The sequence below is a fragment of the Erysipelotrichaceae bacterium 66202529 genome (assembly GCA_017161075.1).
Taxonomy (GTDB): Bacteria; Bacillota_I; Bacilli_A; order Erysipelotrichales; family Erysipelotrichaceae; genus Clostridium_AQ.
Genome location: CP046174.1, coordinates 2,692,539 through 2,707,363 on the forward strand (window position 1 = coordinate 2,692,539; position 14,825 = coordinate 2,707,363).

General features: G+C 42.9%; 13 protein-coding genes and 2 tRNA genes. 6 read left to right on the forward strand and 9 right to left on the reverse strand.

Annotated elements, in window-relative coordinates; translation table 11 throughout:
• The first annotated feature begins 169 nt into the window (after window positions 1-169).
• On the forward strand, window positions 170-763 hold the full coding sequence (locus GKZ87_12845; protein QSI26316.1) for a hypothetical protein: 594 nt from the start codon (window positions 170-172) through the stop codon (window positions 761-763).
• Between the two features lie 339 nt (window positions 764-1,102).
• Window positions 1,103-1,190, forward strand: a tRNA-Ser gene (locus GKZ87_12850).
• A 217-nt stretch (window positions 1,191-1,407) separates the two neighbouring features.
• On the opposite strand, the gene GKZ87_12855 is transcribed toward GKZ87_12850, so the two are convergent.
• The gene (locus GKZ87_12855; GenBank protein ID QSI27960.1) at window positions 1,408-1,902 is read right to left on the reverse strand and encodes an isochorismatase family protein; all 495 of its coding nucleotides are present in this window, start codon (window positions 1,900-1,902) and stop codon (window positions 1,408-1,410) included.
• 105 nt (window positions 1,903-2,007) lie between these two features.
• Here GKZ87_12855 and GKZ87_12860 point away from each other — a divergent pair, with 105 nt between their 5' ends.
• The gene (locus GKZ87_12860; GenBank protein ID QSI26317.1) at window positions 2,008-2,940 is read left to right on the forward strand and encodes a WYL domain-containing protein; all 933 of its coding nucleotides are present in this window, start codon (window positions 2,008-2,010) and stop codon (window positions 2,938-2,940) included.
• Window positions 2,941-3,322: 382 nt separating this feature from the next.
• Here GKZ87_12860 and GKZ87_12865 read toward each other — a convergent pair whose 3' ends face one another.
• Window positions 3,323-4,066, reverse strand: a complete 744-nt coding sequence (locus GKZ87_12865) for a hypothetical protein (GenBank protein QSI26318.1) — start codon at window positions 4,064-4,066, stop codon at window positions 3,323-3,325.
• Between the two features lie 42 nt (window positions 4,067-4,108).
• On the reverse strand, window positions 4,109-4,954 hold the full coding sequence (locus GKZ87_12870; protein QSI26319.1) for a DegV family EDD domain-containing protein: 846 nt from the start codon (window positions 4,952-4,954) through the stop codon (window positions 4,109-4,111).
• 119 nt (window positions 4,955-5,073) lie between these two features.
• Here GKZ87_12870 and GKZ87_12875 point away from each other — a divergent pair.
• The 3 genes from GKZ87_12875 (at window position 5,074) to GKZ87_12885 (ending at window position 7,401) form a co-directional block, all read left to right on the forward strand.
• Window positions 5,074-5,149: transfer RNA gene (locus GKZ87_12875), tRNA-His, on the forward strand.
• Between the two features lie 367 nt (window positions 5,150-5,516).
• Window positions 5,517-5,819, forward strand: a complete 303-nt coding sequence (locus tag GKZ87_12880; protein ID QSI26320.1) for an aspartyl beta-hydroxylase — start codon at window positions 5,517-5,519, stop codon at window positions 5,817-5,819.
• Entirely contained in the window at window positions 5,803-7,401 is a 1,599-nt protein-coding gene (locus GKZ87_12885; protein QSI27961.1) for an AarF/ABC1/UbiB kinase family protein, read from the forward strand. Before GKZ87_12880 ends, GKZ87_12885 begins: the two co-directional genes overlap by 17 nt.
• Window positions 7,402-7,483: 82 nt before the next feature.
• On the opposite strand, the gene GKZ87_12890 is transcribed toward GKZ87_12885, so the two are convergent.
• The 6 genes from GKZ87_12890 to GKZ87_12915 all read right to left on the reverse strand — a co-directional run bounded on the left by GKZ87_12890 (window position 7,484) and on the right by GKZ87_12915 (window position 14,777).
• Complete coding sequence (locus GKZ87_12890; protein ID QSI26321.1) at window positions 7,484-9,550, reverse strand: diguanylate cyclase; 2,067 nt, start codon at window positions 9,548-9,550, stop codon at window positions 7,484-7,486.
• Entirely contained in the window at window positions 9,534-9,929 is a 396-nt protein-coding gene (locus GKZ87_12895; protein QSI26322.1) for an Hpt domain-containing protein, read from the reverse strand. The genes GKZ87_12890 and GKZ87_12895 overlap by 17 nt, the downstream gene beginning before the upstream one ends.
• 154 nt (window positions 9,930-10,083) lie before the next feature.
• Entirely contained in the window at window positions 10,084-10,806 is a 723-nt protein-coding gene (locus tag GKZ87_12900; GenBank protein QSI26323.1) for an extracellular solute-binding protein, read from the reverse strand.
• A 28-nt stretch (window positions 10,807-10,834) separates the two neighbouring features.
• The gene (locus tag GKZ87_12905) at window positions 10,835-11,404 is read right to left on the reverse strand and encodes an extracellular solute-binding protein (protein QSI26324.1); all 570 of its coding nucleotides are present in this window, start codon (window positions 11,402-11,404) and stop codon (window positions 10,835-10,837) included.
• Window positions 11,401-13,377: a response regulator gene (locus GKZ87_12910; GenBank protein ID QSI27962.1), complete on the reverse strand. Its 1,977-nt coding sequence runs from the start codon at window positions 13,375-13,377 to the stop codon at window positions 11,401-11,403. The genes GKZ87_12905 and GKZ87_12910 overlap by 4 nt, the downstream gene beginning before the upstream one ends.
• A 674-nt stretch (window positions 13,378-14,051) precedes the next feature.
• Window positions 14,052-14,777 carry an NAD-dependent protein deacylase gene (locus tag GKZ87_12915; protein QSI27963.1) on the reverse strand — a complete coding sequence of 242 codons (726 nt, stop codon included), beginning with the start codon at window positions 14,775-14,777 and terminating at the stop codon, window positions 14,052-14,054.
• Window positions 14,778-14,825: the final 48 nt, after the last annotated feature.

The following is a 14,825-nucleotide window of genomic DNA, read 5'->3' on the forward strand; positions in this document are numbered from 1 at the left end:
ACCTCATTCGACAGGAAAGGATAAAACACCTCCTTACACTATATCTATACGATGTGTAAATGCACAAATCCTAAAAATTTTACAATTTTTTCGATTTTTTTATATTTTCTTCCGTTCGTATTCAAAATACGCAAGCTGTGATACAATAAAAGCGTGTGGAGGTACTGATATGAAAAAATGGATAGCACTGCTTACGCTGGCCTGTATCTGTGTATTGTCAGGCTGTACAGATAAAGAAACACCGCGTTCCCCTGCGGAAACCGTTACTGCCTTTCTCAATGGAATCCAGAATCAGGACAGTGAAGCTCTCGTTGCTTCCTCTGACTGGAAAGAGTTTGACAGAAAAGCATTTTCCATTGAAGACAGCGATTATATGGATAACGTAGATAAAAAGCTGCAGAAGCAGGCATTTGAGAAAATGATGTATTTTGAACATAAGGAGGGCAATGAATCTATACAGGACGATCAGGCAAGCGTCCAGGTGGAAATCAAGCAGTATGATTTTTCAAACAGTCTGAAGACCGGAATGGAGAAAGCTGAGAAGAAGGTGCAGGAATTAAGCAAAAAGGATGTCAGTGATGCCGATACAGAGGCTGCTATAGCGACTATTCTGTTTGAAAGCCTGCAAAAAACAGATACGATGAAAACAACGACCGTTACGGTACAGTTAAAAAAAGAAAAGGATGCGTGGTTGGTTAGCAGTAAGAATGATCAGCTGCAGAAGCAACTAAGCGCCAATCTCAATATTCTGCAGGATCAATAACACTTGACCAAAGGCCAGCTAACGGCGTTTGGTTTTTTTATGGCAGCATGACTCCGTTTTTTTATAAGCGATAGGAAAAAGTACATCTGCTTGTTATTGCTGCTATCAGCCGCCGATTCCTTTGCGCAAAAATATATCGTCATAGACCTTCTCTGGTTCAACGAAGAACAGTCATATGCAGTGATGATAGTATTCTTATCGCGTTTTCCAAGCACTGCTTTCTATGCGCTGGATATTTCCTACCCTTAACTGTGTATCGTCAGCTAAAAAAATAGCGAAAAATATACAATTTGTTGTTGACATTTCCTTGAAAATAAGTAAAATAATAGAGGTAACCTTGGAGAGTTGGCCGAGCGGTTTAAGGCACCATCTTGGAAAGGTGGCGTAGTGAAAGCTACCGTGAGTTCGAATCTCATGCTCTCCGCCATAAAAAATGATACGTCCCGTACGGGACGTTTTTTCTATATAAAAAGAGCATGAGCTTCTTCAGCACATACCCCGATACTATCAGACTATGGACAACTGCTTAATTAGGGGCCTGCTGTCGACAGTCTTTATATAAAAGCCTTTCTGATAAAAAATTCTCCCTGTATACCGTAAATCATTGTATCAGGGAGAGCTATATACTCAAGATAAATAAATCGTCACATTACAGGCAGGGCATCCAAACTGATAATTTCACTCCCCTTGCTTTCATAATACTGCAGCATTTCATCAATTTTTCTTTTATTATAGCTGGTAATACAATCCGCCAGAACATGAACGTCATAATTAGCTTTTCGCAAATTATAACAGGTGGATTTCACACAGGCTGCCGCGTCTGCTCCTGCCAAATAAAAATCACTGATTTCATTTTCCTTGATAAATCTTGTAAACGCCTCACTGCTTAAAGCATTTCCCTTATGCTTTGTAAAAATATAATTTGAAACCACGTGCAAATCAGAGGCAAGCTCAGCACCTTTGCTATCGGGTAAAAACGTTCTGGATCCGGCAGACAGGTTTTCATGTCGTATGTAAACCACAGGTATAGCTGTACGGTCTGCCCAATCAATAGCTTTGTTAATATTGTCAATGACATCCTTATAATTCTTTGTTATATCCTTTTGGATATCAATGATTACCAGGGCTTTATTCTTCATCATAGCTCTACTCCTTTCTATGATACCAGTATACCATGTGATTGTTGACAGCTATATGGCAGCAATCTATAATAAAAGGAAGAAATTTTGAAGGGTGGATGTTTTATGAAGATTGACAGACTGATTAGTATAATAATGGTACTGCTTGACAAAAAGCGGATTAGCGCACAAAGCCTGGCAGATATGTTTGAAGTATCCCTGCGAACCATCTACCGCGACATTGATGCTATAGATCTGGCAGGCATTCCCATTCGCTCCATATCCGGTGTGGGAGGCGGCTTTGAAATTATGCCAAAATATAAGGTTGACAATAAAGTCTTTTCCACGACTGACCTTTCCACAATTCTAATGGGTCTTTCCAGCCTGTCCGGTATGATTCAAACGGATGAGCTTATCCATACCCTTACAAAAGTCAAGAGCTTTATACCAGCTGAAAAAGCAAAGGATATTGAAATTAAAACGAATCAGATACGAATTGATCAGAGTCCGTGGATGGGGAACAGCAGTATACAGCCGCATTTAGAGATTATCAAAACGGCATTGCAGGAACGAAAGCTGCTGGCGTTTACCTATATCGGTCATCATGGTAAGATAACCGTACGCAAAGCTGAACCATATCAGCTTGTTTTAAAAAATAGCCGCTGGTATTGGCAGGGCTATTGTCTGGAACGAAATGATTTCCGTTTATTCAGATTATCCAGAACATTAGATTTGCACATTCTGGAGGAAGTATATGCACCCAGAAGAAACCAAAAGCCGCAGCTGGATATCACAGATATGCTGACAGCCATGCAGATAGAAGTCGAGCTTCGTATACATGCATCTATTCTTGACAGAATACTTGATTATTGTACCTATGAGGCGTGTACCATGGATGGCCCCCAGCACTACATCGTTCATTTCCCTTTTATTGAAAATGAATACTATTATGATATTCTGCTTGGCTTTGGTGATAAATGCGAATGCCTAAAGCCTTTGCATATCCGGCAGGAGCTGAAGAACCGGCTTTATAAGATTGCTGTGATGTATGACAGCTGAAATGTAACTATATAAGAAAAGTCAGGCTTTACTGTGTTTCGATATTCTCATATTCCTGTACGATATTTTCTTAACATTTCCAACAAGCATCCTATTCATATGTATTATATATTTTCATATCCAACGATCCTTTATGGGGAGGGATTGATCGGATATACATAGCAAATATAGTTTAGCCGGAATGGTTTTCAAAACAGACCCTGCTCATGGTGGTTTTAAAGCGAATTTCTCATCCGATTTATCATATCTGCCATGATCTCAGCAGTAACAGCAGTATCTCATATGTCGGTAGAATACATCATGAAAAGATTTTTCAGCTGTTGAATAAAAAAAGAACACGCCTTAAACGTATTCCTCACAGTATGAATCGTCATTATACCTATTAAAAGCACATATCTTCCGGTGTTTTCGCATAGCTGCACGGCGTTATAGTGATATGCTTTGTTAAGCATATTTCCCGAAACGCTTCGCTTAAACATCCCCCAGCTCCCGACACACTGACAGTCTCACAGGCAGCATCCTCCACATACATATGATGCAGAGCCAGAAGCATTGCCAGCTTCTGATAGGTATGCTGCAGGGAATATCCCGGCTTTACCTGCATATGATGGATATTATCAAATCCGCTTACTCCGTCAAACAGCTTTGAGGTAATAAGCGCATACATCATTTCATAATAACGCCGGTATAGAAAACCCGCATTATATTTATCCCATAGCATTTCCTTAGACTGTTCCCAGTCATAGGCGATATTATCGACAAACCGGATACAGCCGACAAAGCAATCATAGGTATATGCTTTCTTCATTTGCCGTAAAAGTGCTTCATGCTGTGTAAAATAATCAGCACAGATGCCAAACTTTACACGGATGGGAAAGGACTCTTTACGCATAGCGTCAATAAATGCATGATAGGCAGTTATGGAACAGATATTCTGTGCGTGATACCAATCCTTCTGGCAGGGATATGTAGCCTTCACTTCCTCATATAAGGAAGCACATTCCAGAAACATACTGGAAGGCTCCAGTACGATGAGTTCCTTCTGATGATGTTGGACAGCCCGTTCTACAAACGCATACAACACTTCCTTATGATACTGTCCCCCTAATACAATATGTCCATCCATTTCCATCCTACCTTTCATGAAAAAACGCAGACTCTTTAAGCTCTAATAACGAATTTTGCGAATTCTTCCAAAGCCAATCGTTCCAGGGCCGGTATGTGACATAATAACTGCCTTGAAGATTCGCTGTTCCACCGGTCTGCCACATGCCGCCTCCAGCATGACCTTCAGCTCATCACTTACCTCCCGGTTATACGCATCAATAATCATCCAATCATATTCCTCAGGATCGATATCCTTCAACACGACTTCGATCCCTTCTTTATATGCCTTCTTTAACGTACGCACCTTATCTACCAAATCAATCGCACCATGCTCCACCTTTAACAAGGGCTGAATTTTCAAAAGACCCGCTAAGGCTGCCGCAGCCGGTGAAATACGACCGCCGTTTTTCAAGGCTGTCAGTGTTTCCGGAATCAATATAGCGAACAGCTCCCCCTCCTGTTCTATTTTTTCCTTCGCCTGCGCACAGGTATAGCCCTTTTCAAACATATCCCTTGCCGTAAGCAGCATATGAATAACCGGATAACATACGAAATCTGAATTTAAAACATAAACGCGGTTGCGATATGGCTCCTGATCTGCAATCCCCATGGCAACACCACAGGTTCCGGATAGCGCCTTTGTCAGCGGTATGTAAAATATTTCATCGTGTGTTTTCAGCAGCTCATCCCACATACGGGTCATATTTCCAATAATCGGCTGTGCTGTTTTAACACTTTTGTTTTGACCAAGGGCTTCAATAATCTCCTGATCTGAGATGGTTTCTTCCTCTATAAATTCTTTTCCATTTATCGTAATGGGCATTCGCAATACATGAATCCCCAATTCTGCAGCTTCCTCTTTTGTAATATCTGCGCTGGAATCACACATCAACGCTATTTTTTTCATGGAATCACTCCTTAAAAGGAATTATAACATTTCTACAAAAAAATTCAACAAAAGTATTTACAAAACATAATGAATAGGCTATAATATAACTCGCCTGATAAAAAGTCAGGGACACTGTGGCGGTTGTGGTGAAGTGGTTAACACAACGGATTGTGGCTCCGTCATTCGTGGGTTCGATTCCCATCAGCCGCCCCATTAAGTTAATAAGCAGAAAGAGCCTGTATACAAGGTTCTTTTTTTATATTATATAAGTACTTGTACATTTGTTGTACATCAAAAATGTGTCGTATCACATAATAGAAAGACCACTTTGTTCTGTTAATATTTACATACCGAATGCGCTTATAGGATACTGGAATGCAAGCTCTCTTTATAAAAATATGTATAATCTCTGATAACGAAAGCTGTTGTATTATTACAGCTCCTTTTCCTTATTTTGCCGTTTTCATACTCCTCACATCTAGAACATGCAAAAGCATACACAGAAATTCTTTTCACAGAAAACACTCATACTTTTACATAAAACGTGTTACAATAAATGTAAGAAAAAGGAGGCATTTTTATGAATACGATCAGTGAAGATATTAAAAAAATCATGCTGGCAGGCATCGGTGCTGTTGCCACTACAGCGGAGAAATCCAAGGATGTCATAGATGCCCTTGTGAAAAAAGGTGAATTAACAGTAGAACAGGGAAAGATACTGAATGAGGAGCTCAAGCATGACATCAAGGAAAAGCTGCGCACTCCGGCTGATACGGAAACCATCTGTAAGGATCTGGAAAAGGTCAGCAAGGAAGATTTGGCAATGCTGAAGGCACGTATTGAAGAACTCGAAAAAGGCATGGAGAATGAGCAATCCGAGTGAAACAAAAACGCTGAGCAGTAAACGCCGGCTTGCTCAGATTCTCGGGATTCTGAAAAAACATCATATCACAAAGGGGATTGACCCTGTGAAATTCCGTGAAATCCTGGAGGATCTGGGCCCTACCTTTGTTAAAATCGGACAAATCATGGCAAGCCGTCAGGATATGTTCAGTGAACGCTATTGTAAAGAGCTTGTCAAGCTTCGTGATAATGTAGCTCCGCTGCCCTTTACAGAAATACAGCGTGTGATTGAGGAGGAATACGGCTGTCCAATGCAGGAGATTTTTTCCAGCTTTGAACAGAAGCCGCTGGGCTCCGCTTCCATTGCACAGGTACATAAAGCCGCATTGCTTGACGGCAGAGAAATCGTTGTCAAGGTACAGCGTCCGTATATCTATGAAATGATGGAGCGGGACATCTCGCTGATTCGCAGAGCAGGAAAGCTGCTACGGCTGAGTGAGGTACTGGGCAGCGTGATTGATATCAATATTGTGATGGATGAGTTCTGGTTCACTGCAAAGCAGGAAATGGATTTCCTCAACGAAGCCCGGTTTGCTATGGATTTTGCACGGAACAATGCAGATATCACCTATATCGGTGCTCCGCTTATTGAACAGGAATATACAACAAGCCGCGTATTGGTGATGGAATACATAGACGGTATCATCATTGACGATGCGCCTACGCTGATAAAGGGAGGCTATGACACGCATGAAATCGCCTCCAAGCTGGCGGAGAATTACATTAAGCAGATTGTTGATGACGGATTCTTTCATGCTGATCCACACCCCGGAAATCTAAGAATCCGCGATGGAAAGATCATCTGGATTGATTTCGGTATGATGGGAACCCTGCAGCGAAGTGATAAGGATCTCATGAAAAAGGCTGTACAGGCAATCGGCAGCAACGATACGGAGCTGATGGTTGATGTCGTGTTAACCCTTGGTGTGCATGATGGACGCATCGATTACACTCAGTTTTATGATGATATGGAAGTCTTTATGAAGAAGTACATCCACATGGATCTCAGTGAAATCAATCTGGGGGATGCCATACAGGAGGTATTCACGATTGCACATAAGCACCGGATCTCCATGCCAAAGGGCATTAGTATGCTTGCACGAGGATTGGTGACGATGGAAAGCACGATGACTCTGCTCGATCCGAAAACAAATATCATCCAGATTGCGGCAGGTCATGTCAGTGAGCATCTGTTTCATAAGCTGGATCCGAAAAAGGAAGCCTTGCAGGCAGGCAGAAAGCTTTATGAAGCCGGCAAGCGAACACTCGATATACCGATACAGCTCAGTGAGCTCATGCGGATGATGACCAAGGGACGCATTAAGCTGAATCTTGAAATCATGGATTCCAGTGTGCCCTTGAAAACCATCAATCACATGGTCAATAAGCTGGTGGTTGGTATTGTATCGTGCGGACTGCTGATGGCAAGCTCCTTAATTTGTACAACCGACATGACACCGAAGGTACTGGGGATTCCCGCGATTGGGTTTATCGGTTATATGACAGCTGTTTTTCTTGGAATGTGGCTGTTGTATACGGTATTGAAGGATAAACGCCGATAATGAAAAAACAAACTGCTTTTACGCGCAGATATCTACGTGATAAAAGCAGTCTTTTCTTATACGCTTTTGATACATATACAGATTACTCACCGTCCCCTGTATGTATCAAAGGGATATCCGAAAGCAGATGCTTCATGGAAGAATCATAAAAGCGGTAGTGTCCTTTGCCGTTCTGCTTAACAGAGTACAGTGCCTGATCTGCATGATAGAACAGCTCCTCCAGCTTACTGCCATTTTCCGGTGCCAGGGAAACGCCCATGCTGATAGAGGTTTCTATACCTGAATATTGAACGCAGGCGGCATGGTATACCCGTTCTACCAGAGGCCTGATTTCCTTAGTGTATTCCATAAACACCAGAAATTCATCTCCGCCAATGCGGGCGACGATATCTGATTTGCGAATCCCTTTTTTCAGCTGTTTTGCGACATCCTGTAAGACGCGGTCTCCAAACATATGTCCATACAGATCATTTGCCTGCTTAAAGAAATCCAGATCAAAGAGCAGAAATGCAAACATCCGGCCCGTTTGCACCCCCTCCTCCAGCATCTTCTGTATAAGATCAAATGCATAGGAACGATTATATAGACCACTCAGACTATCATACTGTGCCATGATCCGATATTTATCCAGCTCTGTCTGTTCCTCATGGATATCAATGAATTTACCGATAACACCGGTCAACTCATCCGTATCCTCTCTAACCCACAGCGGACGTGCAACTGCCTTGTACCAGTGCTTCCTTCCCTTTACATGCAGACTGTATACACTGGTAATCACCGGCCGCTCAACGGTTGCCTGCAGCAGCTTATTTTTCAAATCAAGAAAATCCTGTTTATCGAATACCGCAAAGAGCTCCGGATCACGCTGGGGATGCGCAATGGTTTCTGTTAATCCCAGCTCTGCCGCTCCCCATTCGGATATGGTTAATATATCGGATTGATAAACATATTCAAACTGGATTTCCTTCGACATAGACGCAAAAAAATGATATTTTGTACGCTCCTGCTCCAGCAGTGCAAGCGTTCGTCCGGATACATTTCCACGCTGTATTAAAGCTTTGGATAAGCTTTTGACTTCTTCCATAGAAATATCTTCCACCGAACGGGTTTTTAATTCCTTTTTCAAATGCTGCTCTGCAGCTTTCAGGCAATCCAGCAGCAGCGGATTAAACACTCCGCATTCCCCTGCAAAAATCATTTGCATTGCTGTTTCATGCGTATAAGCATCCTTATATACGCGTTTACTTGTCAAAGCGTCATATACATCCGCAAGTGACACCACCTGTGCTGCGATTGGAATCTCCTCTCCCTTTAAACCGTCAGGATATCCACGGCCGTCATACCGTTCATGATGCCATAAGCAAATATCGCGTGCAGTTTTCAATAATGCTTCCTTCTGGTGATAGGGCGTATTCTCCAAAATCTGTGCGCCGATGACACTATGGGTTTTCATCACCTCGAATTCCTCTGCCGTCAGCCTTCCCGGTTTATTCAGAATTTGTTCCGGAATTGAAATTTTACCAATATCATGCAGGGCAGACGCATTGGTAATCAATGTGATGTTCTCCGGGGATAAATCATATTTCTTCGTCATTTTTGCCAGCTGCTTCAACAAAACCTCCGTCATGACGCGAATATGCATGACATGTAGGCCGCTTTCCCCATTACGAAATTCCACAATATGGCTGAGAATATCCACCATGACACGGCTGTTTTTCTCTTTTTCCAGCATTTGCTCCATCACCATATTCTGCAGCAGCTTCTGCTTTGCATACAGCATAATAGTATTTTGGACACGCCGCTGTACGGTCTTTTCATCAAAGGGACGATTGATATATTCCACTGCCCCCAGATCGTAGGCATGGTCGATATAGGTGGAAGATGTTTCCGCAGATATGATAATGACCGGAACATCATCGATCCATTTATTTTTATTCATCGCGCTCAGTACCTCAAAGCCATCCATTTTGGGCATGACGATATCCAGCAGAACTAGAGAAATATCATGATGGTAGCGATTCAGATGTGCCATAGCCTCCAGACCGTTGCCAGCCTCCAGCAGGTCATACTCCTTGGAGAGCATATCTGCCAGCAGAGAACGATTGATTTCGGAATCATCCGCTATCAGTATTTTATTTCGCCGTTTCATCGGCTGTTCCTCCGTTTGCCTGCACTGCCTCATGAACAGCTGCCAGCATGACATCATACTGCTTCTTTACCTGTTCAAACAGCTCCGGCACATCCTGCGTCCAAACACCTGGGCGCAGAGCATCCGTAAGCAGGGAGGCCGCTTCTGCCAGTTCCTTCAGACACAGATTCAGTGAGATTCCCTTTATCGTATGCGCAGCCCGAAATGCCTGCTCACAATCCCGCTTATCCATAGCAGCACATAAGGCTGTATAATTCTCATCCCGCAGCAGCATCGTTAAAAACTTCAAAATTCGCTCATCAGACTTCATCAGGCGAAGTGCTGCCGCATAATCCGCCCCCATACGCAAATAGCATTCTTGAACTGTCATAATCCCCATCCTTTCCTGTTACTGTTTATCCTATCCGCATTGTACTTGCGGCCTTCCTTTCGATGCAGGTTACCCTATGCTTTTTGAAGCCATATGACAACCTTTTATAAGTCTTACCCCATAAAAGCACATATCATCATCCTATAACTGCCTGTTTGTACTTCTATTCCAATATACCCGTTTGGATTGCTTCATTCACACTGTCATCCATCGCCTCCGCAATTTCCTCGATGGAACGATTCTTTAACAGCAGCTCCTGAATATAGGTATGAAAGACCGCTCGCACACCCTCCCAGTTCGGCTTTTCATTCAGATTATTCACGACATTGTGCTCGTTTTTTTGATACATCGTTATATAATCCAGCTGCTTTCCATGCTTTTGGACATAGCTTTTATTCACTGGAATCCCGCTGCGTGCATATTTCAAAAGCTCCTCCTCATCGTAAATATAGCGGATAAAATCTTTTGCGGCCTTAGCTCTTGCCGCATCCTTATTATCAAAGACGATGAAGCCGTTGAGATACGTGGTCGCATAGCCCTTTTTATCCAGAGAGGGACTGTTCGCCAGAAACAGATCCATGCCATGTACATCCTGTGCATCACGTATATTGACAAGATTTCCTACACAAATTGCAAGCTGTCCGCTGTAAAACAGATTCAGATTGGAAATATAATCCATATTCTCCGCACCGACCGGAGTGATTTCATCCTCACTGAGCTGCTGAAGCCAGCGAAGTGCTTTTCGGCCCTCCTTTGTATTGATATGAAAGCTTCCCTTCTCATCATATAAAGAAGATCCAAAGGCACGCAGCAGCGTCATGATATGCATATCCCCCTGATTGTTAGCGCCATACAGAAACATAGGAAATTCATTATTCCCCTTCATGACCTTTTTTAAGGCATACAGGATTTTTTCATATTCCTTCCTCAGTTGACCACTGTGCTATGGTTCCGGCTTTGGGGATATATTCGTCAAGTCCTGCTTTTCGCATCCAGTCCGCATTCACAAGCAGGGTATTTTGCAGGGTGTAATATGGCAGCATATACGTACTGTTTCCAAACTGCGCTTGTTTCCAAATCGTATCATCAATATCTGTACGTAGGTCCTGATCAATAATATCATCCAGCGGCAGCAGCTGCTGTTCCGCAATATAGCCTGGAATATTAAAGGAGCCGCCAAAGAGGATATCAGCTGCCTCATCCGTACCGATTTTGTCAATTACCTTCTTTTTTTCATCCACGTACTGATATTTTTCAATTTGAAATTCCACATCATATGCCGTGTACTGCTTTTTGAAGCTTTCTGCCGCCTCTGTAAACAGATCATAGATTTCCGCATCCATATGATCCGAATCATAAGCCATGGTCATCGGCGGACATTTTATTCGCAGAATCACATGCTCCTTTTTATTTCTATCCGTATTCGTACACCCCTGTACAAAAACAATACAGAAGGCGCACATCAGCACCAGTATTTTCTTCATAATGTCTCCCTTTTTTCCAGCTTTGCGAGCTTCTCCAACAGCACCTGCAGCTCCAGCGGTTTGGTTAACACAGCATCCATTCCACTGTGCAGTGCGTGCTCAATATCATCATGGAATGCATTGGCTGTCAAGGCGAATATACAGATGGATGCTGCATCCTCGCGTTCGCTGTGACGAATTGCAGCTGCCGCCTCATACCCGTTCATAACAGGCATTTGTACATCCATTAAAATAACGTCAAAATAATGAACAGCATGGTATAGGTAACACTCCACGGCCTCTTTGCCGTTTACCGCAGATATGACCTCACAGCCCTCCTGTACGAGAATTTCCGTCAGAATTTCCCGGTTTAATTCATTATCCTCCACCAGCAGAATATGAAGTCCCTGCAGGGAAGCTAAGCCAGCCTCCTCCCTTTGGGCTTTCACTGTGTGCGTATCATCGACATGGAATGGCAGCTGAATGGTAAAGCAAGTTCCCTTTCCAAGCTCGCTTTCCACCTGAATGGAGCCATCCATCTTTTCAACCAGGATTTTGCTGAGGGTTGTTCCCAGACCGGTTCCATTTTGCGATGCCATTCTGTGCTCCTGTTCAAACGGATTCCAGATACGCTGCAGAAATTCATCCGACATACCGCAGCCTGTATCCGTAATAACAAATTTTGTAGGTACGATTCCATCTTTTTCCGGCTGCTGCTCCACCTGCAGGGAAATCTGTCCCTTTTCCGGTGTGAATTTCAGCGCATTTCCTAACAGATTGATTAAAACCTGCTTAATTCGCACCTCATCTGCCAGCAGAGCTGTGCTGTGTATCTGCGTGGTATCCAAAGTAAATTGCTGTTTATGCTCCTCCGCCTGAACACCGATAATCATATGGATTTCCTGAATCATATCCAGCAGATTAAACGGCTTTTGATACAGCTCCAGCTGTCCGCTTTCGATTTTGGACATCTCAAGAACATCCGTGATAACACTTTTCAGATATTGCGAGGAAACATTTGCTTTTTCCAGATACTCCTTCAGCTTGTCGGGATGTTCAATATTTTGTTGCATCAGATACTGTAACCCGATGATTCCATTGAGCGGAGTTCTGATTTCATGGCTCATATTCGCAAGAAATGCGGATTTCGCCTTTTCCGAAGCAGAGGCGATTTTCGCTTTATTGATCACCTGATACATATAAACGGCGACCGCAGCGATGACCAGGCCCAAAAGGCCAAAGAAGATCAGAGAACGGTTTAGCAGGGCATGAATCTGTTCGCTGTTGACTTCATGGGGTACCTTCACAACCAGATACCAGTCATTTTCAGGAATCGGCTTCAGAATAGCATAATAGTTTTTCCCCTGATTTTCATACGATAAAAACACAGTATCACTTTTCTTCATTCCTGCCTGCAGCTCCTTTACAGAGCTGTTGTGTATTCTGGAAGCCTTCAGCTCGGAAAAGAAATTCTGCTGCGTGCTGGTATCATAGTATTTGCTCGCTGTGATAATATCCCCGCTATCCTGAATGACAATAGTTTCTCCAAGACCGTTAAAGCTCTCTCCATGAATGATATCATCCATATGATCGATTGGCAAAAAGCCGACGACACCAGTGATATTCACTCCCTGAACCTTCACGCTTTTCTCCAGGTGATAGCCGTATACGATATATTCACTCCAAACCTCTCGCTCATCCACCATATAGCGCGTCACAAAGCTTCCCGGATTTGCATTATATATATCCTTCCACGGCACAGTATCCAAGGTGGTGATCCACAGAGCATTATCGTACACCATTCCCGTATCTGTTATCAGATATATTTTATCAAAGGAGGATATCCGTGCCTCCACACTCAGCTGATAGGAAAGCTCCTGCCGCTTATTTTCACGCTGCAGACGCAGACGCTGTACGAGATTGTGCAGATATTCCTGCTTATCCTGAATTGTATTATCTATATTTTTTATGTCATGATCAGCCAACTGATCCATAAACGATATGGTGTTTTTGTATACCGCATCCTTTACGCTTTTCTGATATAGCCAATAACCTCCACTGATCCCTATTACAGAAAAAAAACATAAAGCGAATAACACCTTCCAGGAATATTGAATTTTTGATGTGATATGCTTTTTCATGAGTTCTCTCCGTTATCTGTATGCATTGCACTGCATAACAGCCCTGTCAACAAGCATTTCCTGTATAGTATCAGGAATCTTTATGGCTTCATTATAGCAATCTGATTCGGTCATTGCAACTTGACAAATCTCAAAAAAACCTTATAAATAAAGGCTTTATAGAGCATAACCTGAAACATAAAAAGACCTGTCCTGTATGCTGGACGGCTGTTTTTTTGTTTCTGAGTGAGCATACATAACATACGGCCCTGTTTTTCAGATAAATTAAGATTCTGCAGATAATATCATATGAAAAATTATGAGAAAAAGCAGATTTATAAAAATTATAGCTTTTTTATTATTCCGCATCTTCAACGACGGCTTTAAAGCTAAAAAAAGCAGACATCTGATTATTCATCAACATGTCTGCCATGATCATAGGCTCCTTTGAATAGCGTACTACGCTAATGCTACAATACCTAAACTATTATCCTGCGTTTTAGAATACAATAGCTGTGAAGCCTCATGATGAACTGCAGCACAGGCCGTTATTGTAAAACAACATGCTTCATCACTTTGCCGATTGCATCATGGATTACCAGATCCGCACGCTGATCCATCGCTGTTTCTTCCTTATTGATTAAAATCAGCTTTCTGCCGCGAAAGTAGCGGATCAGTCCGGCTGCTGGATACACAACCAGAGAGGTTCCACCAACGATTAAAACATCTGCCTGTGCGATATAAGAAACTGCCTCCTCCATAACCTGCATATCCAGACTTTCCCCATACAGGACAACCTCCGGCTTTATAATGCCGTTACAGACAGGGCATCTTGGAATCTGATTGCGCTGCTTCAGCATCTCATCGAGATCATAAAAGGCATGACAGCGCTGACAGCGGTTGCGATGGATACTGCCATGCAGCTCCAGCACCTTCTTACTGCCAGCCATCTGGTGAAGACCGTCAATATTCTGTGTGATTACCGCCTGCAGCTTTCCCATCGCCTCCAGTTTAGCAAGGGCGCGATGGGCATCATTGGGCTGTGCATGCTCATACACCATTTCATGAAAATAAAAGTCATAAAACTGTTCGGGATGCTCGTGAAAGAAATCACTGCTGATCATAGTTTCCGCGCGATAGGGATAGGTCTTTTTGCTGTAAATACCACTCTGTGAGCGGAAATCCGGAATATTGCTTTCCGTACTCACTCCGGCACCCCCGAAAAACACAATTCGATCGCTCTGCTTTAGTATTTCCTTAAATTCATCATACATATGCTTTACACCCGGTATATTCGTATGGCGCATGAAACCGTCATCTTC

Coding starts and splice junctions, on each gene's coding strand:
- GKZ87_12895 (QSI26322.1), bottom strand. CDS start 9,929: ATGGGGATTATGACAGTTCAAGAATGCTATTTGCGTATGGGGGCGGAT.
- GKZ87_12915 (QSI27963.1), bottom strand. CDS start 14,777: ATGTATGATGAATTTAAGGAAATACTAAAGCAGAGCGATCGAATTGTG.
- GKZ87_12905 (QSI26324.1), bottom strand. CDS start 11,404: ATGAAGAAAATACTGGTGCTGATGTGCGCCTTCTGTATTGTTTTTGTA.
- GKZ87_12885 (QSI27961.1), top strand. CDS start 5,803: ATGAGCAATCCGAGTGAAACAAAAACGCTGAGCAGTAAACGCCGGCTT.
- GKZ87_12860 (QSI26317.1), top strand. CDS start 2,008: ATGAAGATTGACAGACTGATTAGTATAATAATGGTACTGCTTGACAAA.
- GKZ87_12870 (QSI26319.1), bottom strand. CDS start 4,954: ATGAAAAAAATAGCGTTGATGTGTGATTCCAGCGCAGATATTACAAAA.
- GKZ87_12910 (QSI27962.1), bottom strand. CDS start 13,377: ATGGATCAGTTGGCTGATCATGACATAAAAAATATAGATAATACAATT.
- GKZ87_12865 (QSI26318.1), bottom strand. CDS start 4,066: ATGGATGGACATATTGTATTAGGGGGACAGTATCATAAGGAAGTGTTG.
- GKZ87_12880 (QSI26320.1), top strand. CDS start 5,517: ATGAATACGATCAGTGAAGATATTAAAAAAATCATGCTGGCAGGCATC.
- GKZ87_12855 (QSI27960.1), bottom strand. CDS start 1,902: ATGAAGAATAAAGCCCTGGTAATCATTGATATCCAAAAGGATATAACA.
- GKZ87_12890 (QSI26321.1), bottom strand. CDS start 9,550: ATGAAACGGCGAAATAAAATACTGATAGCGGATGATTCCGAAATCAAT.
- GKZ87_12900 (QSI26323.1), bottom strand. CDS start 10,806: ATGAAGGGGAATAATGAATTTCCTATGTTTCTGTATGGCGCTAACAAT.
- GKZ87_12845 (QSI26316.1), top strand. CDS start 170: ATGAAAAAATGGATAGCACTGCTTACGCTGGCCTGTATCTGTGTATTG.